Raw genomic sequence first — 23,784 nt, forward strand, 5'->3', positions numbered from 1 at the left:
AGGGCCCGCCAGGCTACCCGGAAGCGTCGTGAGCGTGCTCCGGGCGTCAGCACGGCTGGTCCCGGTGCGTGGTGCCAGAGTTGATCAGCCAGCGTCCGTCGGGATAGCGGGTCGCGGTGGCGGTGGCGAAGTGTTTGCCGCCTCCGCTGCCGGGGACCACTCGCTTGTCCTTGGCGTAGACCAGCCGGTAGCCGGTCGTGTCCAGGCAGTCTTGGATCTCCACGGTGGCCGGCTTCGCGTCCAGACTGACCGCGATCACGGCCGGGTCCGACTTCACCGTCCCGGTACGCACAGCGCCGTGCTCCTTAGCGTCGCGAATGGACAATTGGACCCGGGTGAGAAGTGGATCAGCGAGATACCGGGTGAGTTCCGGTGCCCGTGGATCGCTGCGTCCGCTCGCCGTGCGCGAGGCTGCGAGATAACCGGAGTACGCGTCAAGTGCCGCCTTTTCGGCGGCCTGGCGATCGATCTCGGGATCGGTCCGTTGTTCGTCCGAACGGGGTGCCACCGGTCGTTCGACCGACTCCCGTCCGCTGGCGCAGGCGGTGAGCGGCGCTGCCGCCACGACCGCCAGCAGGCAGATTGCCGCTCTTCTGAGCTGCCGTCCGCGCACCGTCGAGCCTCCTCGTGGTCGCCCGCAGCGGTGAGGGGTCACCGCCGTCGGGCATGCGGAAACGCGCCCGGATCAGCACATCCGGAGCCGTTCATTGCGCTTCTGCATTCACCGTTACGGATCTTCTACAAATGCAAGGTCCCGTGTCTTCCGGTTGTCGAGGTGAGGCTTGCGTCACACCCAAGGGGCGAGCATAGGCTGACGCTCGCCGATGCAACAGAGGCAATTCAAGCGAACACTCTGAGTGATGACAGGTGGTGGTGGTGGGTGTCCGCACCATGCACCGGGCAATGGCCGGGCGAGGGGCCTTCGGAGATCGGGCGTCGCCGGAGCGGGGGTTGTCGCCGATGCCCCGTCGTCGTCCCCAGGAGTGGGACATCGCGGCCTGATCCCGGCATCCCAACGGCGTCGTCGGCCCGCTGCGGGTCTGGCTCGGGCGACGAGCTGGCCGGCCCGGATCAGGTCGACGGTGCCCGTCGGCGACCGGGCGGCACTGTCGCTTTCCGCGCCATCCGCCACACCGTGGCGATCGTCCAGTCACGATCCGTGTTCACCTTCATGGGGGAGCGCGCCTGCGTACCGGAGGCGACATGGCGCTGACCGGCCCCCCGGCAGCCGTCCCTGGGCGGGAGAACCCACCCGATCGGAGCCCGGCGGACCCACCGACCGGCGGCACGACGGCACCCGCTCGCCCGGCGACAGGCCAGGGCCGCCCGACGGAGGGCGTTTCGGCGGTTGGTCGGGGCCGCCCGACGGACCACGTTCCGGCGGCGGCCCGCACGCGGCTGTCGACGGTGCTCGCGATCCTCGCGGTCGGCCCGCTGATGCGCATGGCCGCGCTGCGCTACGCCGTACCCCCGGGCATGCCCAGCCGGACCGGCTGCGACGCCTGCGGCGCGCCGATCGGCCTGACCCGGCCCTGGCCGGCGCTCGGTCCGACGGCCCGGTGCGGTCGCTGCCGGGCGCCTGTCGGCCCGCCTCCCGGCGCGGTCGAGGTGTCAGTGCTCGCCGCGGTGGCGCTGCTACTCGCTCTGGCGGGCGCCTCGGGCGGGGCGCTGCCGGCGCTGGCCTGGTGGCTGGGCTGGACGATCCCGGCGGTCCTCGTCGACCTCGCCGTGCACCGCCTGCCGGACCGGCTCACCCTGCCGGCGGCTGCCGGGACCTGGCTCCTGCTCGGCCTCGCCGCTCTCGACGCCGAGCCCGGGCACTGGCTGCGGGCGGTCCTCGCCGGGGCCGGGCTGGCGTTGTTCTTCGCCAGCACCACGTTGCTGCTCGGGCGGCGTGGCTTCGGGCTGGGCGACGCCAAGTTGGCGCTCAGCGTGGGAGCCCTGCTCGGTTGGTACGGCTGGCCGGTGCTGGTCATCGGGCTGCTGCTCGCCTTCGGGCTGTCCGCACTGCTGAGCGTGGGTCTGCTCGCCGCCCGCCGGGCGCACTGGAACACACATCTGCCCTTCGGCCCGTTCCTCCTGCTCGGCACGGCGGGCGCACTTCTGCTGTCACTCTGACCCCCCGCCCGGCGCGTGGCGGTCAGGGGTGGGGGCGGCCGGCCAGCTTGGGGATCGGGGTCCGGGATCGGCGACGCAGCAACTCGGTGGTGGGTCGGGCCAGGAGTGGGGTTGCCACCACGGCGACCAGAGCGCCGAACAGCACGCCGGCGATCACGTCGTGCGGGTAGTGCACGCCCACGAAGACCCGGGAGAAGGCGCCGAGCGCGGCCAGTGGCAGCGCGACCAGTCCGAGCCGGCGGGACAGCAGCAGCGTGGTGACCGCCAGCGCTCCGGCCACCGTCGCGTGATTGCTGGGGAACGACCAGTCACCCGGGGGCGGGCAGGCACCCGCGATGATCGCCCGGCCGACCGTCCGGCAGGGGCGATCCTCGTCCACCACGGTCTTGAACCATTCGCTGCCCACGTACGCCAGGAGGGCCGGAAGCGGCGAGATCAGGGCGAGTGCCCGGTCGCGCGGGCCGCCGGAGCGGAGACCCAGCGCGGCGATCAGCAGTAGCGCGCCGAGCAGCAGGATCACCCCCTCGGTCGCGTGCCCGACGAACCACTGCACCGGCTCTGGGCTGGCGGCGGCGGCGTCGACGACGTCGCGGTACCACTCGGCGCTGATCTCCGGAACGTCAATGCTGCCGTTGTCGGCCATGCCTCACCTCACTCCATGTTCATACCCCGTTCATCTTGGAGACACCCTAGGAACGCGGCAGAGGGCATCGCCGCTGTCGAAGGTCGGGCCACCGGCACGACCTTCGTCCAGCATTCGTACAGCCGGCTCTGCTTGGCTGGTCAGGGACGTCGGCACCCACAGGAGGCTTCGTGCACACCAGTTCGGCCACCGAGCAACCGCCGCCCGCCGCCCGGACGGGAGACGACGAGACGTGGCGAATCCGGCGTACGGCGGCTGATCTGGACCGGCTCGGCGAGACCGAGTCGATCTTCGCGCTGGGCAACGGGTGGGTCGGATGGCGCGGTGTCCTGGACGAGGGCGCGCCGTGCGGGATGCCGGGCAGCTACCTCAACGGCCTGCACGAGCGTCGCGAGCTGAGCTACCCCGAGCAGGGGTACGCGTTCCCGCAGGAGAGCGACACGGTCATCAGCGCGCCGAACGCCGCGCTGATCCGGCTCTGGGTCGGCGACGAGCCGCTGGACATCCGCACCGGGACGCTGCGCAACCACGAACGGGTGCTCGACCTGCGTGCCGGTGTGCTGCGTCGGGACACCGAGTGGATCTCCCCTGCCGGAAAGGGGGTGCGGATCCGCAGCACCAGGCTGGTGTCCCTGCCGCGCCGCCCGGTGGCGGCGGTCCGGTACGAGGTCGAGGCGCTGGACACCCCCGTCGAGCTGCGGGTCTGCTCCGACCTGCTGGCCAACGAGAAGGTGCCGGAGCGCTCGGACGACCCCCGAGCGGCCTCGGTGCCCACCGACCCGCTGACCGCCGAGTCGTACGACGCGAGCGGCCTCGACGGGGTGCTGGTGCACCGTACCGAGCGCAGCGGCCAGCGCGTGGCGGTCGCGGTGAGTCACCTCGTGGACGGGCCGGACACGATCACCACCACCGGCGACTGCACCCCGGACCGGGTACGGCTGACCGTGACGGGTCGCCTGCGCCCGGGGGAGCGGCTGCGGCTGACGAAGTTCGCCGCGTACGAGTGGGCGGCTGTCGACGGCGTACCCGCCGACGAGTTGGCCGCCCTGGTCTCCGCCGAGGCGGACGCGGCCCGCGCGGACGGTTTCGAGGCTCTCCTCACCGACCAGCGTGCCGCCCTGGACGCGGCCTGGCAGGTCGCCGACGTGCGGCTCGACGGCGACCAGGAGCTCCAGCAGGCCGTTCGGTTCGCGATGTTCCACCTGATTCAGGCCGGCCGGCCGGACTCGGACCGGACGATCTCAGCCAAGGGGTTGACCGGCAACGGCTACGACGGGCACGTCCTCTGGGACACCGAGAGCTACGTCCTGCCGGTGCTCACCTACCTGGCCCCGGCGGTGGTCCGTTCGGCGCTGACCTGGCGGCACGCGCACCTGCCGGAGGCCCGGGAGCGGGCCCGCGAGCTGCGGCTGACCGGCGCCACCTTCCCGTGGCGCACCATCGGCGGCCGGGAGTGCTCCGGCTACTGGCCGGCCGGCACGGCCGCGCTGCACGTCAACGCCGACATCGCCGACGCGGTGCTGCGCTATCTGGCGGCCACCGACGACCAGCGCTTCCTCGCCGACGCGGGGCTGGAGTTGCTGGTGGAGACGGCCCGGCTCTGGCACGGCTTCGGCCACTGGTCGGACGACGGCGGCTTCCACCTGCACGGGGTGACCGGCCCGGACGAGTACGCCGCGCTGGTCGACGACAACGTCTTCACGAACCTGATGGCGAAGCGCAACCTGCGGGGCGCGGCGGACGCCGCCGAGCGTCACCCCGATCTGGCCGGCCGGATCGGCGTGGACCACGACGAGGTGGTCGGTTGGCGGGCCGCCGCCGATGCGATGGCCGTCCCGTACGACGACGAGCGCGGGGTGCACCAGCAGGCTGCCGGCTTCACCGAGCAGCCCGAGTGGGACTTCGCGAACACCGGCGAGGACGACTACCCGCTGCTGCTGCACTTCCCGTACCTGGAGTTGTACCGGAAGCAGGTGGTGAAGCAGGCCGACCTGGTGCTCGCCATGCAGCTCCGCCCCGGCGAGTTCACGGCCGCGGAGAAGGCGCGCAACCTGACCTACTACGAGGCCCGCACGGTCCGCGACTCGTCGCTGTCGGCCGCGCCGCAGGCCGTCCTGGCCGCCGAGGTCGGGCACCTGGACCTGGCGTACGACCTGTTCGCCGAGTCGGTCCTGCAGGACCTGGCGGACCTGGGCGACAAGACCGCCGACGGGCTGCACCTGGCCTCGCTGGCCGGCGCGTGGTTGGCACTCGTGCAGGGCTTCGGCGGGCTGCGCGACGACCGCGGGGTGCTGTCGTTCGACCCGCGGCTGCCGCGTCGGATCGACCGGTTGGCGTTCAGCCTGCGATGGCGCGGCCACCGGCTGCGGGTCACGCTGACTCCGACCGAGGCCCGCTACGAACTGCCCGACGCCGCCTCCGACACCGAGGTCGAGGTGTGGCACCACGGCGAGTCGGTACGGATCACCGGTGCCGAGGCGGTCACCGTGCCGATGCCGCAGGTGCCCGACCCCGGGCCGGAACCGGCCTCCCCGCCCGGCCGCCGCCCCACCCGTCGCTCGGCCGACTGAGCCACCCGGCTCAGGCCGGCACGGGCCGCCGGCTCAGGCCGACCGACCCCGGCTCAGGCCGGCACGGGACCCCCGGCCATCCGCTCGCGGACGGCCTCCAGCGCCTCGAAGGCGTACGCCCAGTTGTGGCACTTGAAGCTGCGCAGGCCGTCGATCGCGGTGTGGCAGTCGGAGCAGCGCACACCGGCGATGGCATCGGGGATCTCAGTGTTGACGTACTTGCGGTCGCCGAGGATGACCGTGGCGATCATGGCCTTGTCGTGCAGCCCGGAGAGCGCCGACGAGACGATGTCGTACCAGGTGACCCGTCGGCCACACTTCGGGCAGTCCGGTTCGTCGCCGCTGACCCAGAGCGGCGCCCCGATGCTGCGCGCCGGCATGCCGAGCAGCTTCTCCAACCGCCGGACGTCCGACTCCGGGGTGGTCCAGCGGTGTCGGCCGGGCAGTGACGCGGGCGAGTCGTACACGGCGCGGAACAGGTCGTGGTCGACCTGCACGGTCTCGCGCTGAGCGGTCATCGGCTTACCTCCTCGTTGAGTCGGTGCCCCCACCGTGGTCAGCGACGACCATGGGCGCTGCCGGATCAACGACACGAGGGGGCAGTGGGTCGTCGCCGCGGGTGTTAGACATCGAGGTCCGACTTCGCTGTCGAAGGGATCTCTCGTGAGCGAGCAGCCGGCACCCGACGCCACCAACACACCGAACGTCGCCCGGATGTACGACTACTTCCTCGGCGGCAGCCACAACTTCGCCGCCGACCGGGCCGCCGCCGAACGGGTGTTGACGATCTTCCCGGAGACCGGGGTCGCCGCCCAGGCCAACCGGCACTTTCTGCGCCGGGCCGTGCGGCACGCCGTCGCGCAGGGCGTACGCCAGTTCCTGGACATCGGTGCCGGGCTGCCCACCCAGAAGCCCGTGCACGAGGTGGTGCGGGCGGTGGCACCGGACGCCCGGGTGGTCTACGTCGACTACGACGAGGTGGCCGTCGCGTACGCCGGGCAGTTGTTGACGGACGTGCCCGGCGCGGCCGTCGTTCAGGGTGACCTGCGCGAGCCCGACGACCTGCTGGCGCACCCGGACGTGCGGGCCACGCTCGACCTGGACCAACCGGTGGCGGTGCTCCTCCTCGCGGTGCTGCACTTCGTGCCGGACGACGATGACCCGTGGGCGGCGGTCGCCCGACTGCGCGACGCCACCGTGCCCGGCAGCCACCTGGTGTTGTCCCACCTGACCTTGGACGGCATCCCGCCCGAGCTGGCCGAGCGCGGGCAGGCGGTCTATCGCAACAGCAGCGCGCCGCTGGTACCCCGTGCGCACGCCGAGACGTTGCGCTTCTTCACCGGGTACGACCTGGCGGAACCCGGTCTCGTGGAGACCACCCGGTGGCGGCCGGACGGCGAGGGCGACCTCGTCGACTCGCACGGCTACGCCGGGGTGGGTGTGCGCCGCTGACCGGCTTTCGCCTCCGGTGGTCCTTCCCGGGTGGTACGACGGACGCAGGGCGTGCCACCGGGAGGAGCCGCCGATGGCCAGCAAGCCCGAACGGCTGCTCCGCGGGAGCGAGGCGCCGCTGAGCGCCTCGTTCCTGGAGCTGTTCTTCGACCTGGCGTTCGTTCTGACTCTGAGCCAGTTGGCCGAGCACCTGCTGCACGACCTCACCCTGGCCGGTGCGCTGCGTACCGCCCTCCTGCTGACCGGGGTCTGGACCCTCTGGGTGACCACCACCTGGTTCGCCGACTGGTACGACCCGGAGAGCGCGGCGGTTCGGGGGTTGCTGATCGCCGCCGCGTTGGCCAGCCTGTTGGCCGGGGTGGCGATTCCGCAGGCCTTCGACGGCCGGGGGATGCTCTTCGCCGGCGCGTACGTCGCGCTGCACGTCGGCCGGAGCGTGGTCACCGCCGTGACGTTGAGGGGGCACCCTCGACAACGCCGGGCCCTGCGGATCCTCAGCTGGTACACCTTCGCCGCCGTACCGTGGCTGGCGGGCGGCTTCTGGGCGGACGGGCGGGTGCCGCTCTGGGTGCTCGCCCTCTCGATCGACCTCACCGGCCCGCGGATCGGCTGGCCCACGCCGCTGTTGGGTCGTGCGGAACGGAAGGAACTGCATCTCGTCGGCGAGCACTTCGCGGAGCGGTACCAACAGATCATGATCATTGCGCTCGGTGAACTCGTGCTGGTCGCCGGTCTCTCGTACGCCGACACTCGACTCCACGTTCCCGAGACCGCCGCCTTCCTGGTGGTCTTCGCGACTGCGGTGCTGATCGGTCTGCTCTACGTGACGCCCGCCGGGCAGCGCCTGGGCCCGGCCATCGAGCACACCGACCCGGCCCGGATCGGCGTCATCACCGGGCACCTGCACCTGGTGATGATCGCCGGGCTGGTGGTCACCGCCGTCGGGGCCGAGCTGAGCATCGCCCACCCCACCGAGACCAGCGACACGACCGCGGCCCTGATGATTCTGGGCGGCCCCACGCTGTTCCTCGTCGGGCGGATCCTGTTCTCCCTGACGATCCACCGGCGGATCTCCTGGCCCCGGGTGGCCGCCCTGTTCGTGTTGGGCGGCGGGGCGGCCGCCCTGCGGCCCCCGCTGCTGGCGCTCAGCGCGGTCGCCCTGGTGGTGGTGCTCGTGGTGGTCGTCCTGGACCGCGCCGGCATCCTGTCCTACCGTCAGGTCCACAATCCTGACTAAAGTCAGGTTATGGACGCTGCACTCATCGCCGCCGTGCGGCGGTTCAACCGGACGGTCACCCAGCGGGTCGGTGCCCTCGACGACGAGTACATGGCCCAGGGGCGGCCCCTCGGGCAGGCCCGCCTGCTGTGGGAGATCGGCCCGGCGGGCGCCGAGGTCGCGGCACTGCGTGCGCGGCTCGGCCTGGACTCCGGCTATCTCAGCCGACTTCTGCGCACCCTGGAATCCGAAGGGCTGGTCACCGTCGGACCGGCCGTCCAGACCGGTGGCGACCGCCGGGTACGCACAGCTCGGCTCACCGACGCCGGCCGGACCGAATGGACCCAGCTCGACAAGCGATCCGACGAACTGGCGGCCTCGATCCTCGAACCACTCACCGCGCCGCGTCGCGATCGGCTCGTCACCGCCATGGCCGAGGTCGAACGGCTGCTCATGGGGTCGATGGTGGTCATCGAACCGTGCCGGCCGAACGATCCACAGGCCCGTGCGTGCCTGCGCGCGTACGAACGGGAGATCGCGCGACGATTCGATGACGGGTTCGACCCCACGCTGAGCAATCCCGTCCACGACGAGCACCTCGTCCCACCCGCCGGGGTGTTCCTGCTCGCCACCCTCAACGCCGAACCTGTCGGCTGCGGCGCCGTCAAACTCCACCGCGACGCGCCGGCCGAGATCAAGCGCGTCTGGGTGGCGGAGACCGTACGCGGGCTCGGCGTCGGGCGGCGGCTGCTGGGCGACCTGGAACGGTACGCCGCCGAGCGGGGCGCACGGGCCGTCCGGCTGGACACCAACCGCAACCTCACCGAGGCCATCGCCCTGTACCGGTCGGCGGGTTACCGGGAGATCGAGGCGTACAACGCCGAGCGCTACGCGCACCACTGGTTCGAGAAGGAACTCTGACCTTGTGGGGTGCTGCCGCACGGGGGACACGATCAGGGGACACCCGTCGCTGACCCGGTGGCGTGGTGGTGATTCGTCCTAACGTGAATGCATTCCGGCCCTCGCGTCCGAATTTCGGGCGGGGCGTTCGTCGTGCGGGAGTGCCAATTGAGCAGCAACAAGCGGACCGATCTGATCCACCGGCGTCAGTTCGTCAAGCTGTCCGGCGTGGCCAGCGCCGGCGGACTCCTCGCGCTGGCCGGCGCGGACGGCGGCATGGCCGACGGCGGTCAGCCACCCGACCCGTCACCGCTGCCCCCCGGGGGCGCGAACTGCCCGACCGAATCGGCCCTGTGCGGCTTCCGCGCCGACACCGGTGGCAGGTACGACCTCTGGGATCGGGTGCAGGTCTGCCTGGGCACGCGGACCACGCCGCCGACCACGTGCCTGACCACGACATCCGACTACGTGGTGCTCAACGGCAGACCGCAGAACAACCACAACTTCCTGCTCGTGCCGACCTGCCGGGTCAGCGGCATCGAGTGCCCGTTCATCGCGACCCCCGCCGCGCCGAACTACTGGCTGGACGCCTGGCTCAACGCCCAACCGGGGCGACCGTCACACGTCGTCTACCCGAACATCGGGCTCGGGATCAACTCCGCCGACGCCCGCCAGCAGGACCAGTTGCACATCCACCTGGCGGGCATCCACAGTGGCATCCAGACGCAGCTCAACAACTACGACAGCGCGATCACCAACAACCCGGCGAACTGGCGTAACCAGATCATTCCGATCTGGGGCCTCACGAGCACCGGGGCGCCCGCGCCCCGGTCCTACCGCGTTCTCCAGGTCTCGAACCTGAACACCAACCTGTTCACGCTGCTGCGCGACAGCGTCGTACGACCAACCGGTGCGGACATGAGAAACCAGGCGATGGCGGTCACCCCGCGCCTGATCGGCAACGGCGGGTTCTACGTCCTCAACAGCGAACCCGGCCTCCAGACCCCACCGGGTCAGCCGGGCGGTACCGGCACCGTGGACCTGCTGCTCGCGTACACCTGACCGGGCTGCTGCGTGCCGCCGACGCCACGGCGGCACGCAGCAGCGGTCCCGAGGTGCTGCCGCGACGGCAGACGATCAGCCCTTCACCGCGCCCGCGGTGAGCCCTTCGGTCAGGAAGCGCTGCCCGAGGGCGTACATGACCACCACCGGGATGCTGACGAGCAGCGACGCCGCGGCGAGTTGTCCCTGTGGGACGACGTCCCCGGCGATCATCGACTGCATCCCGACGGGGAGCGTCTTGTACTCGTCCTTCGTGATGAACACGAAGGCGAACAGGAACTCGTTCCACGCGTTGGTCAGGGTGAAGAGCGCGACCGCCAGCAGCCCCGGCTTGGCCAGCGGCAGCACCACCCGGCCGAACGCCTGGAGGCGGGTGCAGCCGTCGACGAGTGCGGCCTCCTCCAACTCGATGGGGATCGACGAGAAGTAACCGACCAGCAGCCAGGTGGCGAACGGCAGTGTGAAGGTCGGATACGTCACCACCAGGGACCACAACGAGTCGGTGAGCCGCGCGCCGATGAGCATTTGGTACAGCGGGATGAACAGCAGCGCGCCCGGCATCACGTAGGTGAGCAGGACGGTGACGGTGAAGCCCTGCGCCCCGCGGAACCGCAGCCGGGCCAGCGCGTAGCCCGCCAGGGCGGCGCAGATCAGCGCCACCGCGGTGGACGCCGCGGACACCAGGATGGTGTTGAGGTACCAGCGGCCGAACGGCTGGTTGGCGAAGAGCGCTGTGAACTGTTCCATCGTCCACGGCGTCGGCCACAGGTCGTCGGTGCGCATGACGACCTGGCCCTCGGACTTGAAGGCGGTGACGGCGATCCAGTACAGCGGGCCCAGCACGAAGAAGAGCAACCCGGCCAGCGCCACCCAGGACCCCAGACCCGACACCGCCGACGACGACCGTCGACCGCCCCGGGACTGGAGGGTCGAGACCACCCGGCCGACCGCCACCGCGATCAGCAGAATCACCCCGAGGACCACCGCCGCCTTCCAGAAGATCTCCGGCGACGCCCAGAAGAGCAGGCCGGTGACCACCGCGGTGACGACCCACGGCAGCGCCTTCCGCACCGTCCCGGCCCACCGCCGCGCGCCGATCCGCCACGCCGCCTGGCGTTGTCGGGGCAGTCTGATGTTGGTGTCCTGGCGCAACAACCTGACCAGGACGAACACCAGCCCGCCGATGATCGGCAGCATGACGAGCGTGACCGCCGCGCCGGCGCCGTACTGCAACTGGAGGATCGCCTTCGAGTAGGCGATGAGCACGTACGGCGCTGTCACGTCGCCCGGGCCGCCCTGCGTCAGCAGCCAGACGAGGTCGAAGTTGTTGAACGTCCAGATCGACGACAGGGTCACCGTCACGGTGAGCACGTGACGCAACCCGGGCAGCGTCACGTTCATGAACCGCTGCACCGACGAGGCACCGTCGATGGTCGCCGCCTCGTACAGGTCCGCCGGGATGGCCTTCAACCCCGCGAGGAAACACACGGTGAAGAACGGCACCCCCTTCCAGACGTTGACGAGGATCACCGACGGCATGGCCAGCTCCGGGTCGGACAGCCAACCCGCCGGCCAGCTGTCGACCAGGTGCGCGCTGGCCAGCAACGGCCCGATTCCGGTCGCGGTGAGCAGCGTGTTCACACTGCCGAAGATCGGGTCCAGCAGGGAGCGCCAGCTGAACGCCGTCACCACCGTCGGCACCACCCACGGGACCAGCAGCAGCCCGGTCAGCAGGGCCCGCCCGCGACGGCGATGATGCAGCAGCAGGGCCGCGGACAGACCCAGCACGACCTTGAAGATCTCGGCGTACGCGGTGAAGACGAACGAGTTCACCACGCCGGTGTGGAACTGGTCGTCGCCGACGAGCGCCAGGTAGTTGTCCAGGCCGACGAACACGGTGTCCGGTCCGTGCCGTTCGGTGGTGCTGGTGAGGATCGACCTGCCGATCGGCACGAGCACGAGAACGCCGACCAGCAGGGCCATCGGTGCCAGGAACAGTGTCGCCAGCCGCCAGTCCCGACCCAGCCGCCGCTGGGTCACGGTGAGCGATCCGGGTCCCGACGGCGAGGCTTTCGCTCTCTTTGCCGCCGGGACCCGCGCAGGACGGACCGAGCTCACTGCGGCAGCCCCTGCTGGTTGAAGATCTGCACCATCTTCGCGTGGGCGGTCGTCACTGCCTGCGCCGGCGCGGTGCCCTGCACGACCTGCTGCATCATGTCGGTGAGGACGTAGGCCGAGCCGACGGCCTGCTGACCGGCGCTGGCCTTCTGCGGGAAGGCGAGGCCGTTCTTCGTGTTCAGCGGCAGCTTGAGTTCAGTGATCTTGCGCAGCATGGGGAACGCCGGGTCGCCGCTGGTGAAGAACGGGTCGGCGTCCCAGACCTTCTCCCAGGCGGGCATGACCAGGCCGGGCGCCTCCTTCGCGACGCCGAGCAGCGCGGGCGCGCTGACCAGGTACTGCGCCAGGAGCTTGGCGAGCGTGGGGTTCTTGGCGCCCTTGAAGACGACGAAGCCCTGGGACTGGCCGAGCAGCAGGGGGTTGTTGGTGGCCGGTCCGATGCAGTCGGAGAACACGTGGGTGTTGGCGTGCACCGGGTTCTTCTTGGTCCGGGAGTCCGCGTAGACGCTGAACTGGTTGCGGGTGTAGCCGAGGATCCCGGCGAGCCAGTTCTCGTTGTTGCTGGTGTCGGTCCAGCTCGCGATCCCCGGCGGCAGCATCCGCTTGTACTTCTCGTTGGTGTAGATGTCGCCCAGGAAGGTGACGGCCTGCACCGTCTCGGGGGAGTTGAAGGTGACCTTGCGGCCGTCGTTGGAGGCGATCGACCCGCCGTACGCGTTGATCAACGCCTCGATCATGCCGTTGCCGTCACCGGACCGGTTCACCGTCATGCCCCAGCCGAACCGACGCTTGGCCGGATCGGAGATCTCCAGGCAGACGTCCCGCAGCTCCTCCCAGCTGTAGATGTCCTTCGGGGTGATGCCCTTGTCCTGCATCCAGTCCTTGCGCAGGAACGACCCGATCCCGATGAAGTGGTACGGGATCGCGAACCACTTGCCATCGAAGACGCAGAAGTTCTTGGCCTCGGCGCAGGGCTCCCCGTACTTGGCCGTCAGCGCCTGGACGACGTCCGTCACGTCCTCCAGGTCACCCAACGCCTGGAACTGGGCGACGAAGCGTGAGTCGGTCATGAACGCGAGGTCACGAGCGACGCCACCCTCGACCTCGGCGTGGATCTTGGCCACGACGTCCCCGGCGTCGGCCTGGACCAGGCTGTTCTCGATCTTCGTCCCGGTGGTGTCGGCGAACTTCTTGATCGAGCTGTCGAGGGCTTCGTTCGCCGCCGTCGAGTACAGCTTCTGCGACAGCATCCCCATCGAGGAGCCCTTCACCGCCGCCGCGGCGTCGATCAGCTCCTGCGGAACCTCCGGCTGCACCTTTGGGGGCGAGTCGGACTCGCCCCCACACGCGGCCAGACCGGCCGCGCCGAGCACCCCCACTCCCATCCCCAGAAAGCCGCGTCGTGACCAGGCTGGGTTGTATCCCATGGACATTCGCCTCCCTCAAGTCCCCGCGGCACGGCACGCCGAGGGCGTAGGCCGTGCAACAGGTGTGTCTTCATGACGGCGACCACGGATGCGCGTCGCCCGCATCGGTCAGTGCGTTGTGGCGATCGGCGACCAGGCCGAGAAGGGGGCGCTGATGTTCCAGTTCGGTCGGGCCACGGAACCACCGCCGTTCGAAATTTCGAACTCAGTTCGAAATACCGCATCAAGTGGACGCGACGCTAGAACAGCCCTGAGAAGAATGTCAATGTTTCGATGATGTTTCGAACCGAAAACGGGAGGTTGGCTACCGAGGCAACGCCCGGTAGCCCATCCGGGTGGACAACGTGGCCGCGCCCTCGCGAACCAGCTCGGTCCACTCCCGGTACGCCTGCGCCGTCCAACGGATGATCGGCGCGGACAGACTCATCGCGGCGATGGCCGCACCGGAGTGGTCTCGGATCGCCGCGGCGACGCAGCGCATGGCCGTGTCGGACTCCCCGATGTCCACGGCGACGCTGTCCGCCCGCACCCGCGCGAGATGTGCGCGTAGGCGCTCCGGGTCGGTGATGCTGGCCGGCGTCATCCCGGGCAGGGCACCGTTGGTCAGGACGGCGTCCAGGCCGGCCGGATCGAGATCGGACAACAGGATCTTGCCGACCGCCGTGCAGTGGGCCGGCAGCCGCCGCCCGACCGCGGAGACCATCCGAACCGGGTGCGTGCTGTCGAACTTGACCAGGTAGATGACATCCGCACCGTCGAGCACTGCCACGTGGACCGCCTCGTCGCACGCTGCGGCCACGTCCCGGGCGACGCACTGCGCCTCACGTACCAGATCAAGCCGGCCGGCGAACGCCGCACCGAGTTGGAACAGCGGCATGCCGAGCCGATAACGCACCGGCTGCCCCGGTACGGAGATCAGGTACGAGCGAGCCTCAAGCGTGACGAGCAGCTCGTGGACGGTGGTGCGGGGCAGGTCGAGCCGCTCCATCACCTGGCGGGCCGACAGTTCAGGGCAGTCCACGAACAGTTCGAGGACGTCGAGTGCGCGGTTGACCGCCGGTACCACACGGGGCATGTCGATAGTCCCTTCGCAGTGCCGCCACCGCGTCAACGATCTCCACGAGCCGGCACTTGAAGAGGATAACGGCGTCGGCCCTGGGCGCCAGGCTTCACAGCACCCCGACCCTGGCGCTCAATATCGTCCTACGGGTCTGGCACGCTGCTGGACGTGCCCGAGACGGATTCCCTGCCGTACGACCTGCCCGCACTGCAGGCGCTGGTCGCCGATGGCGGGCGTCCCAAGTACCTGTTCTTCTGGGGCCACCAGCCCCAACCCGACGGCAGCATCGGCTCGGGGTGCCTGAGCCAGTGGTGGCCGGCGCCGTTCACAGTGGACGGCGTCCGCTACCCGACGGCCGAGCACTACATGATGGTCGGCAAGGCTCGCCTGTTCGGTGACGAGGCGATCGCCTCGCGGATGGCGACGGCGTCGCACCCGAACGCCGTCAAGGCCCTGGGTCGGCAGGTACGCGACTTCGACCAGGCCATCTGGGATGCGCACCGCTTCGACCTGGTCGTCGCCGGCAATGTGGCAAAGTTCAGCCAGCATCCCGACCTCGGGCTGTACCTGTCCCGCACGGCCAACCGGGTACTCGTCGAAGCCAGCCCTCTGGATCGCGTCTGGGGCATCGGACTGGCGGCCACGGATCCGCGTGCCGAGGACCCTGCCCGGTGGCGCGGCCCGAACCTTCTCGGATTCGCGCTGATGCGCGCCCGCGCGCACCTCGACACCCGCTGACCGCAAGGTTGACTCAAGCCTCCCGCGTGACCAGCCACCTCCCGTCGCGCCAGTGCTCTCGTTCGGAGCCGACGGCGGGCGGATGAGCCCGCGTATCCGTCCACCGCTGCCTCGTTCCGGCTGGACGGGTCGCCCGACAGGCTTTCTCCGGCGACCATTGTTGAGCAGCAGTGCCTCACGCCCCGCGCTACCTCCGTGGCGTGTTGTGAGCGATAATCGGCGGCGTGAATATGGTCATCGCCATCTCCCAAGTCGTTTCCACTTTAATCGTCGCACTGGCGCTGCTGGTCGGAGCTCGCCAGGCCCGGCACGCCGGGCGACAGGTCGAGGCGGCGTACCGTTCACAACAGGTTCAAGGAACGATGGAAGTGGTCAAGTTGATTACCTCGCCCGAAATGCGGTCCGCCGCCCGGGTGCTGCCGTCGGTCATCGAAGTGCCTTACAGTCAATGGACCGAGGAGCAGAAGACAGCAGTCACGGTTCGGTGTAACGGCTTCGATGTGGCGGGCATGTTCGTTCGCGCCAATATGGCCGACGAGAACTTCATCGTCGACAACTGGGGAGCGTCCATCTCGGAGATTCGGGAGATAGCAAGCCCGCACATCGTCGAGCTGCGCAACAGGTACAGGGTCGAAGGTTACTGGGGGAACCTGGTGTGGCTGGCCGGTCGTTGGGAGTCCCGACGGGCACCGCGGTCGACGCGGGAATCGGTCGCCGCCGACGCAGCTTGATCTTCCGTCTACGTTATAGCGATCATTATTCGGGCGGCGGCATTCCGTCTGTTATCCGCCCTGGATCCGGCGACGAGATTGCTGTCATGCCGCGATCAGCGCGTCCAGCAGCTATGGCACTCGACGGAGCACTTCAGCGGCTTCAATCTGTCGCCTCCCAATAGCGGATCAACCAGGATGGTCGACCTGGACGAGGTGGTCGCAGAGGAACTTGCCGTCGATCTCAATGAGGTCGGTGCCGTTGAGTTCGAGCTGCCCGGCATCACCACCGGCGAGCGTCTGACGCGGCCAGCGGCAGTTCAGTTCACCTCGACCCGCGGCAAGCTCCTGACGGATACCCACTGGTCGGAGTTGTGGGCGAACTGGCGTCAGGCGGCCGGGTGGCCGAAGGGAGGACTCTTCCACTCCTTGCGGCACTCCTGCGCCACCACGTCCGAGTTGTCGCAGCTCAGAGGCGCTGAATGGTGGGCCGCCAGGGACTCGAACCCTGAACCTATGGATTAAAAGTCCACAGCTCTGCCATTGAGCTAGCGGCCCCGCGCGCTCAGGTTACCTGACGGTGAGCGATGCCGGCTCTCGGCTTCCGGCCGGGCGTCGATGCCTGTCGTCAGGCGAACCTGATCATCACGAGGTCGGCGATCTGGCGGTGTCCGCGACGGGGGAAACCGCCAGGTCGGGGATGTGGAGTGGATCATGTGCGCCCTGGGCGGATGCGCATGGTCGGGGGCGTCTGGGGAATCGGTTGGGCATGAGACGGAGTGGCAGCCCGGCTGTGGCGGCGTCTGGCGACGAGGTCGGGCCGGACGGTGTACGCCAGCCGGGTGGCGAGGTGCACGCCTGGCAGCCCGGTCAGAACCAGACGGTCTGCGGCCTGGCCCTCAGTCGGACCCGGCTGCGTCGCTTCCCTCATGTGCGCTTCGACTACTCGGGCACCGACGTGCTCACCGACGCGGACGCGGTTGGTTGGATCTGCCCACGTTGTCTGGCCGCGACCACCGGCCGACGGGGGACGGAGAAGCACGGCTGGGTCCGGCACTCCCCTCGACCCTGATCGACTCGGGTTTCCGGAAGTCGGGCTGTCGTCCCCACCTGGATACCGCGACTTTCAGGAAGGCGAGTGGATCAAGCCACCGCATACCGCGACTTTCAGAAAGGCGAGTGGATCAAGCCACCGCGCGGACCGCACCGGGCGCACGGACCGCGTCCGGCGGACCGGGCCGGGCGGACTGACCGCGCCGGGCCCAGGACCGGGCCGGGCAGGCAGGCCGCGCCCGGCAGACAGGCCGCGCCGGGGCCAGCGCCGGGCCGAGCCGCACGGGGGTCGGTGGTTGAGCTGCTGCTGGGCGGGTACGGGGTCGGGCATGCGGATCGTGGTGGTGGGGGCCAGCGGCAACGTCGGTACGGCCTTGCTGCGGCGGCTGCGCCGGGAGCGAGGCGTGGAGTTGGCCGGGGTGGTCCGGCGGTTGCCCGGCCCGGATGCCGGTGAGCCGTACGACCAGGTGGAGTGGCACTCCTGCGACATCGGCGCGCCGAGCGCGGTGGGGCAGCTTTCCGAGGTGTTCGCGGGTGCGGACGCTGTGGTGCACCTGGCCTGGCAGATCCAGCCCAGCCATGACCAGCGGGTGCTGCGGCGGACCAACGTCGACGGCAGCCGGGCGGTGATCGACGCGGTGGTCCGGGCCGGGGTGCCGGCCCTGGTGTACGCCTCGTCGGTCGGCACCTACGCGCCCGGCCCGAAGGACCACCCGATCAGCGAGCGATGGCCGGCCACCGGTGTGCCCGGCTCGTCGTACAGCGAGCACAAGGCGGAGGTGGAGGCGCTGCTGGACGAGGTCGAGCGGGAGCACCCGACGCTGCGGGTGGTGCGGATGCGACCCGGATTGATCTTCCAGCGGGCCGCCGGGGTGGAGATCACCCGCTACTTCCTGGGCCCGCTGGCGCCGGTGCGGCTGTTGCGCTTCGGTCGGATTCCGCTGGTGCCGACGAACCGCCGCTTGCGGATGCAGGCGGTGCACGCCGACGACGTCGCAGATGCGTACACCCGGGCGGTGGTGGGTGATGCGCGCGGCGCTTTCAACGTCGCCGCGGACCCGGTGCTGACTCCGGAGTTGGTGGCCCGGCACTTCCACGGTTGGACGGTGCCGGTCGCCGCGCCGGTGTTGCGGGCGGCGGCGGCGCTGAGCTGGCGGGCGCGGCTGCAACCGGTCGACGCCGGGTGGGTGGAGTTGGGGCTAAATGCACCGCTGATGTCCAGCGAACGCGCCGAGACCGAGCTGGGTTGGCAGCCGAAGATCGATGCGTTGGCGGCCCTCAAGGAACTCTTCGCCGGGATGGCCGAGGGCGACCACGCGGGGAGCCCACCGCTGTCCGGCATCCGCGACCTGCCCGGCCGCCCCACCGCCCTCCTGAAGGCCCGTCCTCCGGGCCAGGGCAACCCCTACTGACCGGGGCCGCACGGGAGCAGCACCTGGGCGGGGGTCAGGTCAGCTTGGAGCCGGTGACAGTGGGGTTCCGGGCGCCCAGGAAGAAGATGCCGGGAAAGCCTCGGGTCTCGAACTTGCCACTGGGGTTGCGGCGCAGGGTCGAGCCTTCGATCCGCATCGTGCCGGTGCGGTTGTTGCTCACGAAGAAGATCGCGCCGCCGCCCTCGTTGGCCTTGTTGTTCTCGATGATCGTGCCGGCGATCCGCACTGTGAACTCGTTGCCGTCGCAGTAGATCGCGCCGCCGCTGCCGCCGCCCGGCGTGCCGGACTTGGCCGGGTTGGCCCCGTTGCCGATCGCCTCGTTGTTCCTGAGCAGGCTGTTCAGCACCACCCAGGACACGCCGATGCTGCTCAGCGCCCCTCCGTTCGAGCAGGAACCGCCGTCGAAGGTGCTGCCCACCACGTACACCGGCTTGTTCTCGTGCTGGCTCAGCACCCGCACGGCCGCGCCTCCGAGGTCGGGGCCGGTGCGGTCGCAGCGGTTGCGGACGAAGCGTGAGTTGACCACCTTGAACCGACCCCCGCGTACGAAGATCGCCCCACCGCCGCCACCTTCGGCCTTCTCGCCGGTGGAGTTGCCGTCGGCGAACGTCAGGTTCTGCACGGTGAGCTGCGGGTGATCCTGGTTCTGGCAGTGCGAGGTGGTGAAACCCTGCGCCTCGTCGCAGGTGTTCATGTAGAGGATGCGGCGCTGGCCCTGGCCGCTCAGCGTGACGGTGCCGCCGCCGTCCAGCACGACCTTCGGCCCGTTGGCGTTGCGCACCTTCGCGGTGGCGGCCATCTTGATCGTCACCGGTGCCGGGCCACAGTTGAACGTGATGACGCCGCCCGCCGCGACGGCCTTCACGACCGCCGCGGAGGTGCAGCTGGCCGGGGTGCCGGTGCCGATGGTCCGGGTCGGCTTCGAGGTGTCCACCGCCCGCCCCTCGGCCGGCACGCTGGCCTTGCCGTTCGGGTTTCCGGCCGCGAGGACCTTCTCGGCGGGCTTGGGGCTGGCGCTGGCACCCGGACCACCGAGCCCGTCACGGGCCTCCGGCGAGGCGCTCTGGTCGCCGGTCGCCACTGCCGTCGGCGCGGCGGAGGAGCCGGACTGGAAAGCGGGCGCCGGGTCGTCGGCCGCGCAGGCGGGCAGGGTCGCGGTGGCGACACCGAGGACGAGCAGGGCGGCAAGCGACGTCATGCGCACCAGGTGATGCTAGGAGCCGTGCCGGTGCCACGACGAATCCGCCGTGCCGGTTTAACCCCCGGTTAAGGGAGATCAGAAGTCGGCGAAGAGGTACGGCACCCGGCGGGGGAAGATGCCGCGCAGCTCGGCGGCGGCGTCCGCCGGCACCTCACCAAGGCCCCGCAACGGCAGCTCGGTCGGGTCCAGCACCCCGTACGCGAGGGCGGAGAGCCCGGCGGCGGTGAGGGTGGCGGTGGGCGTACGGCCGGTGGTGTCGTCGACCAGCTCCAACACGCCGGTGGTGCCGTCCAGCAGGTGGGTGCCGGCCAGCCAACGGTCACCGGTCAGCTCGACGCGTACCCGACCGGGCCCGGCGGGCAGCCCGCGTAACGCGTCCATCGCCAGTAGACGGGCCATCGGGGCCGACGAAGCCGGTACGGCCGTCCGTGCCTCGACGTGCACGTCCAGGTCGGTCAGCCACAGCTCCGGCAACTCGTCGGGCGGGACCTGGACGCTGACCCGCTCGATCTGGTCGACGTGCCGGGCGAAGAACTGCAACAGCAACGTCCGGGCGAGCGGGTCGACGCACAGCATCTCGTTGCCGTGCAGTGTGCCGCCGTGCCCGTCGATCCGGTACGTCACCGCGCCGGTGACCTCCCCGCCCACCCGGGCGGTCAGCAGCCAGTACTCGTCCCGGTCGCGCATTCCGACCGCCCGGTAGTCCGGGAAGATCGAGAAGCCGTGCCGTTCCTGGAGGTTGCGCTCGGTGAACGCCCGCCACGCCGGATAGCCGGCCGCGATGCGCTCCCAGCTCACCTCGCCGGGCAGGTCCACACGGAGCAGTGAGCCCAGGTGGGCCGGGGTGAAGGTGACCCGACGCGGCTTGGGCAGCCCGATGTAGCCGAAGCGGGCGTAGAAGCTGGGCCGGAACGGATAGAGCGCGCTGAGTGTGTGCCCGTCGTCGCGTACCTCGTCGAGCAGTTGGTGCAGCAACGTCCGGACGTGCCCCTGCCGGCGGGCCAGCGGATGGGTCGCCACCCCGGCGACGCCGGCCATCGGCAGCACCGCACCGCGCAGGTTCTGCCGCATCGGAATGGACGAGACGGCGGCCAGCGTGGCACCGCCCTCCTCGGCGATCAACGTCCGGTTGCCCTCCTGGTAGGGCAGGTAGTCGCGGAACTCGTCGATTCGTGCCGCACCGAGCGGCGAGGACTCGAAGGCGTACGCGGCCAGCGGAAAGCTGGTGGTGAGACGGTCGTCGGCGGTCACCCGGCGGATGGTCATTCGCCCATCTCAGCCTGCCGTGCAGGTGACAGCAACCGGATTGGCCCGATCCACGGCGTCGACAGGCAACCCGCCGTCGAACGAGCGCGGCGGTCAGCCGACCGGCAGATGCCGCAGGTGCCGGCGGCGGCGCAGACGGATGCTGGCCACGGCCGCCACGCCGACGACCAACAGGGCGGTGACGACGAGCCCGTGCAGCACCCCTCGGGAGAGGTAGCCCTGGTCGGTGTGGTCGACCGCCCAGGTGGCGATCTCCCGGGTCGACCAGAACGGGGTCAGCTTCGCCCCGGACCCGGCGGGGTCGATCAACATCTGCACCGTGACCACTGTGAGCAGCAGCAGGGTGCCCTCCATCTCCCGGGGCAGCAACGTGCCGATCAGCATCCCGAACGGCGCCGCCACCGCGACGGAACAGAGCAGCGCGGCGGCCAGGCCGCCGTACCGCAGCTCCGCACCGTCGATCATCGGCAGCAGGAAGAACGGTACGGAGATGATCAGCCCCACCGCCCACAGACCGAGCACCCGACCGAGGTAGAGGTGATGTGGGCGGTAGCCGGCCAGCCGCAGCCTGGGCTCCACCTCACGAGCCGCAGTCGTGGCGAACAGTGCGGCGGTGCTCACCGCCCAGCCCACACCGAGGAGCAGCGACCGGACCGACTGCCCGAGGTAGGCGTCCCGCCGGATCAGGTAGAAGGTCAACGGCATCAACAACAACAGCAGGAGTACGCCCCGACGCCGCAGCAACTCCCGCACTGTCATCTCGGCGACGGTGACGAGCCGGTTCACCGGTGACCTCCCTGGACGCCGGGCGCGTGCCACTCGGTCTCACGTGCCGGGGTCAGGTCGAGCACGATGTCCACCCGGTCGAGTTGGTTGAGCAGGTGGGTCACCACGACGATCGCCGTGCCGGCGTCGCGCAGCCTGCTGAGCTGGTCCCAGAAGTTGACGTAGGTGCTCTGGTCGAAGCCCTGGTACGGCTCGTCGAGCAGCAGGACGTCGGGGGCGCTGAGCGTGGACATGGTCAGGTTGAGCTTCTGCCGGGTGCCGCCGGACAGGTGGCGGGCCTGCACGTCCCCGCCCGCTTCCCACCCGAGTTGACGTGCCGCCGCCCGACCGGCGCGACGGGCCGGACCCCGCGCCACGCCCTGACCGGCCCCGACCAGCACGAAGTGCTCGTCGGCGAGCAGGAAGTCGGCGGTGCCGCCGGACTGTGGGCAGTAGCCGAGCCGCCCCGAAACTGTCACCTCTCCGGCGTCCGGGGACATCAGCCCGGCGCAGATGCGCAGGAAGGTGCTCTTGCCGCAGCCGTTGGCGCCGACGACGGCGGCGATCTGTCCGGCCCGGACGGTGAGCGTGGTGTCACGCAGGACCGTTCGTCGCCCGTACCGCTTGGTGATGCCCGTCGCGTGCAGCCGGACCGGTCCGGGGCGTGGTCCGGGCGCGGTGCCGATGCTCTCCACGACCGCGCCCGCGTACTGCTGGGGTGGACCGAAGACGACCCAGGGGTCACCGCCGCCGTCACGCAGGTGTGTGGCGGCCTCGGCGACCACGTGTCGGGCGGCGTCCGGCGCTACCCGGCGCTGGTGCAACTCGGCTGTGAGTGTCCGCAGCCAATCGTCGGCGTTCACCGGGTGACCCCCTTCGTGACGATGTCGTTCACCGGCTGGACGAAGGCGAGCCAGGCGCTGCCGCCTGAGCGGAGCGCCGCGTACCCGTCGTCGGTGAGCCGGTAGTACTTGCGGGCCGGCCCGGCGCTGCCCTCCCGCCACTGCGCGGTGACCAGGCCGGTCTTCTGCAGGCGCAGCAGCACCGGGTAGAGCGTGCCGCCCTGGATGGGCCCCACACCTGAGGCGTCGAGCGCCTGGGCGAGCTGGTAGCCGTAGGACTCGCGGTCGGCCAGCAGGGCCAGCACGCAGATGTCGAGCACCCCACGCAGCCACTGCCCGCGCCGGTCGGAATCCACCCGTCGGACAGTAGCGGTGCAAGCTAGATGGCACAACTACCTACTTGGGTGGCCGGACCCGATCCGGCGGGTTCGTGAACCGCGGAGTGTGTCCTACCGGTCAGCGGGCGACGACGTCGGAGACGACGACCGTCACGTTGTCCGGAGCGCCGGCGTGGTGGGCCAGCTTCACCAACTGTTCGCCGCACTGCTGGCGGTCGGAGTACATGCCCAGCGCCGCCGCGATGGCGTCGTCCTCGACGTAGTCGGAGAGCCCGTCACTGCACAGCAGCAGCCGGTCACCGGGCACCACGGTCAGGACTCCGACTGCCGGCGGGGTGTCGGCACCCTGCACGGCCCGGGTCACCAGCGACCGCTGCGGGTGGTGACGGGCCTGGTCGGGGGAGAGCGTGCCCTGGTCGACGAGCGCCTGCACGAACGTGTCGTCCCGGGTGAGCTGGGTCAGCTCCGCGTCGCGCAGCAGGTAGCACCGGGAGTCACCGACCTGGGCCAGCACCAGCGTCTCCCCGGCCAGCAACGCCGCGGTGAGCGTCGTGCCCATGCCCTCCCGGGTCGGGTCGACGGTGATGGCGGCGTGGATGCGCTGGTTGGCGGTGCTGACCACGGCGCGCAGGGCGTCGGCAGCGCCGTCGGGGTCGGTGGGTGGGGCCAGCTCGTCCAGGATCCGGATCACGATCTCGCTCGCCACCTCGCCCGCGGGCAGCCCGCCCATGCCGTCGGCGACGGCGATCAGGCGGTCACCGGCGAGGGCGGAGTCCTCGTTGTTGGTGCGAACCAGGCCGATGTCGTTGAGGATGGCCGAGCGGAGGATCAGCGTCATGGGGTCAAGCTTGCCAAGAAGACCCTGCCTTCGT

Annotated in this window: 23 protein-coding genes and 1 tRNA gene; 10 read left to right on the forward strand and 14 right to left on the reverse strand. The window is 70.2% G+C overall.

Annotated elements, in window-relative coordinates; all coding sequences use genetic code 11:
- Positions 1–46: 46 nt before the first annotated feature.
- A complete protein-coding gene (locus O7631_RS06345; protein ID WP_278147859.1) occupies positions 47–508 on the reverse strand; it encodes a hypothetical protein in 462 nt (153 codons plus the stop codon).
- A gap of 929 nt (positions 509–1,437) precedes the next feature.
- Here O7631_RS06345 and O7631_RS06350 point away from each other — a divergent pair.
- Complete coding sequence (locus tag O7631_RS06350) at positions 1,438–2,118, forward strand: A24 family peptidase (RefSeq protein WP_278147860.1); 681 nt, start codon at positions 1,438–1,440, stop codon at positions 2,116–2,118.
- Positions 2,119–2,140: 22 nt separating this feature from the next.
- Here the strand turns inward: O7631_RS06350 and O7631_RS06355 are convergent, their stop codons facing one another.
- On the reverse strand, positions 2,141–2,761 hold the full coding sequence (locus O7631_RS06355; RefSeq protein ID WP_278143419.1) for a phosphatase PAP2 family protein: 621 nt from the start codon (positions 2,759–2,761) through the stop codon (positions 2,141–2,143).
- A 170-nt stretch (positions 2,762–2,931) separates the two neighbouring features.
- On the opposite strand from O7631_RS06355, the gene O7631_RS06360 reads away from it, so the two are divergent.
- Entirely contained in the window at positions 2,932–5,331 is a 2,400-nt protein-coding gene (locus tag O7631_RS06360) for a glycosyl hydrolase family 65 protein (RefSeq protein ID WP_278143420.1), read from the forward strand.
- A gap of 53 nt (positions 5,332–5,384) precedes the next feature.
- Here O7631_RS06360 and O7631_RS06365 read toward each other — a convergent pair whose 3' ends face one another.
- On the reverse strand, positions 5,385–5,849 hold the full coding sequence (locus O7631_RS06365) for a hypothetical protein (protein ID WP_278143421.1): 465 nt from the start codon (positions 5,847–5,849) through the stop codon (positions 5,385–5,387).
- Between the two features lie 145 nt (positions 5,850–5,994).
- Here O7631_RS06365 and O7631_RS06370 point away from each other — a divergent pair, with 145 nt between their 5' ends.
- The 4 genes from O7631_RS06370 to O7631_RS06385 all read left to right on the forward strand — a co-directional run bounded on the left by O7631_RS06370 (position 5,995) and on the right by O7631_RS06385 (position 9,961).
- Entirely contained in the window at positions 5,995–6,783 is a 789-nt protein-coding gene (locus O7631_RS06370; protein ID WP_278143422.1) for an SAM-dependent methyltransferase, read from the forward strand.
- A gap of 73 nt (positions 6,784–6,856) precedes the next feature.
- Complete coding sequence (locus tag O7631_RS06375; RefSeq protein WP_278143423.1) at positions 6,857–8,020, forward strand: low temperature requirement protein A; 1,164 nt, start codon at positions 6,857–6,859, stop codon at positions 8,018–8,020.
- Between the two features lie 9 nt (positions 8,021–8,029).
- A complete protein-coding gene (locus O7631_RS06380) occupies positions 8,030–8,920 on the forward strand; it encodes a helix-turn-helix domain-containing GNAT family N-acetyltransferase (RefSeq protein WP_278143424.1) in 891 nt (296 codons plus the stop codon).
- Positions 8,921–9,067: 147 nt separating this feature from the next.
- Positions 9,068–9,961 (forward strand): CDP-diacylglycerol diphosphatase, encoded by an 894-nt coding sequence (locus O7631_RS06385; protein WP_278143425.1) that lies wholly within the window; start codon positions 9,068–9,070, stop codon positions 9,959–9,961.
- A 75-nt stretch (positions 9,962–10,036) separates the two neighbouring features.
- On the opposite strand, the gene O7631_RS06390 is transcribed toward O7631_RS06385, so the two are convergent.
- From O7631_RS06390 to O7631_RS06400, 3 genes are all read right to left on the reverse strand, one after another.
- Entirely contained in the window at positions 10,037–12,001 is a 1,965-nt protein-coding gene (locus tag O7631_RS06390) for an ABC transporter permease subunit (RefSeq protein ID WP_278143426.1), read from the reverse strand.
- A 74-nt stretch (positions 12,002–12,075) separates the two neighbouring features.
- On the reverse strand, positions 12,076–13,506 hold the full coding sequence (locus O7631_RS06395; RefSeq protein ID WP_269681582.1) for an extracellular solute-binding protein: 1,431 nt from the start codon (positions 13,504–13,506) through the stop codon (positions 12,076–12,078).
- Positions 13,507–13,810: 304 nt separating this feature from the next.
- The gene (locus tag O7631_RS06400; RefSeq protein ID WP_278143427.1) at positions 13,811–14,581 is read right to left on the reverse strand and encodes an IclR family transcriptional regulator; all 771 of its coding nucleotides are present in this window, start codon (positions 14,579–14,581) and stop codon (positions 13,811–13,813) included.
- Between the two features lie 153 nt (positions 14,582–14,734).
- On the opposite strand from O7631_RS06400, the gene O7631_RS06405 reads away from it, so the two are divergent.
- Positions 14,735–15,304, forward strand: coding sequence for an NADAR family protein (locus O7631_RS06405; protein ID WP_278143428.1), 570 nt, complete (start codon positions 14,735–14,737; stop codon positions 15,302–15,304).
- A 224-nt stretch (positions 15,305–15,528) separates the two neighbouring features.
- A complete protein-coding gene (locus O7631_RS06410; RefSeq protein WP_278143429.1) occupies positions 15,529–16,035 on the forward strand; it encodes a hypothetical protein in 507 nt (168 codons plus the stop codon).
- Positions 16,036–16,203: 168 nt separating this feature from the next.
- Here the strand turns inward: O7631_RS06410 and O7631_RS06415 are convergent, their stop codons facing one another.
- Both O7631_RS06415 and O7631_RS06420 read right to left on the reverse strand, forming a co-directional pair.
- The gene (locus O7631_RS06415; RefSeq protein ID WP_278143430.1) at positions 16,204–16,377 is read right to left on the reverse strand and encodes a hypothetical protein; all 174 of its coding nucleotides are present in this window, start codon (positions 16,375–16,377) and stop codon (positions 16,204–16,206) included.
- Positions 16,378–16,497: 120 nt separating this feature from the next.
- Positions 16,498–16,572 (reverse strand) — tRNA-Lys (locus tag O7631_RS06420).
- A 211-nt stretch (positions 16,573–16,783) separates the two neighbouring features.
- On the opposite strand from O7631_RS06420, the gene O7631_RS06425 reads away from it, so the two are divergent.
- Together O7631_RS06425 and O7631_RS06430 are read left to right on the forward strand one after the other, a co-directional pair.
- Entirely contained in the window at positions 16,784–17,086 is a 303-nt protein-coding gene (locus O7631_RS06425) for a hypothetical protein (RefSeq protein WP_278143431.1), read from the forward strand.
- 310 nt (positions 17,087–17,396) lie between these two features.
- Positions 17,397–18,479 carry an NAD-dependent epimerase/dehydratase family protein gene (locus O7631_RS06430; protein WP_278143432.1) on the forward strand — a complete coding sequence of 361 codons (1,083 nt, stop codon included), beginning with the start codon at positions 17,397–17,399 and terminating at the stop codon, positions 18,477–18,479.
- A 34-nt stretch (positions 18,480–18,513) separates the two neighbouring features.
- On the opposite strand, the gene O7631_RS06435 is transcribed toward O7631_RS06430, so the two are convergent.
- From O7631_RS06435 to O7631_RS06460, 6 genes are all read right to left on the reverse strand, one after another.
- A complete protein-coding gene (locus tag O7631_RS06435; RefSeq protein WP_278147861.1) occupies positions 18,514–19,698 on the reverse strand; it encodes a hypothetical protein in 1,185 nt (394 codons plus the stop codon).
- A 78-nt stretch (positions 19,699–19,776) separates the two neighbouring features.
- The gene (locus O7631_RS06440; protein WP_278143433.1) at positions 19,777–20,967 is read right to left on the reverse strand and encodes a GNAT family N-acetyltransferase; all 1,191 of its coding nucleotides are present in this window, start codon (positions 20,965–20,967) and stop codon (positions 19,777–19,779) included.
- 93 nt (positions 20,968–21,060) lie between these two features.
- Complete coding sequence (locus O7631_RS06445; RefSeq protein ID WP_278143434.1) at positions 21,061–21,753, reverse strand: ABC transporter permease; 693 nt, start codon at positions 21,751–21,753, stop codon at positions 21,061–21,063.
- Positions 21,750–22,595, reverse strand: coding sequence for an ATP-binding cassette domain-containing protein (locus O7631_RS06450; protein WP_278143435.1), 846 nt, complete (start codon positions 22,593–22,595; stop codon positions 21,750–21,752). The genes O7631_RS06445 and O7631_RS06450 overlap by 4 nt, the downstream gene beginning before the upstream one ends.
- Entirely contained in the window at positions 22,592–22,930 is a 339-nt protein-coding gene (locus O7631_RS06455; protein ID WP_278143436.1) for a PadR family transcriptional regulator, read from the reverse strand. The genes O7631_RS06450 and O7631_RS06455 overlap by 4 nt, the downstream gene beginning before the upstream one ends.
- 100 nt (positions 22,931–23,030) lie before the next feature.
- A complete protein-coding gene (locus tag O7631_RS06460; protein ID WP_278143437.1) occupies positions 23,031–23,750 on the reverse strand; it encodes a protein phosphatase 2C domain-containing protein in 720 nt (239 codons plus the stop codon).
- Positions 23,751–23,784: the final 34 nt, after the last annotated feature.

It is taken from the genome of Micromonospora sp. WMMD967, from assembly GCF_029626165.1.
Classification (GTDB): Bacteria; Actinomycetota; Actinomycetes; order Mycobacteriales; family Micromonosporaceae; genus Micromonospora; species Micromonospora taraxaci.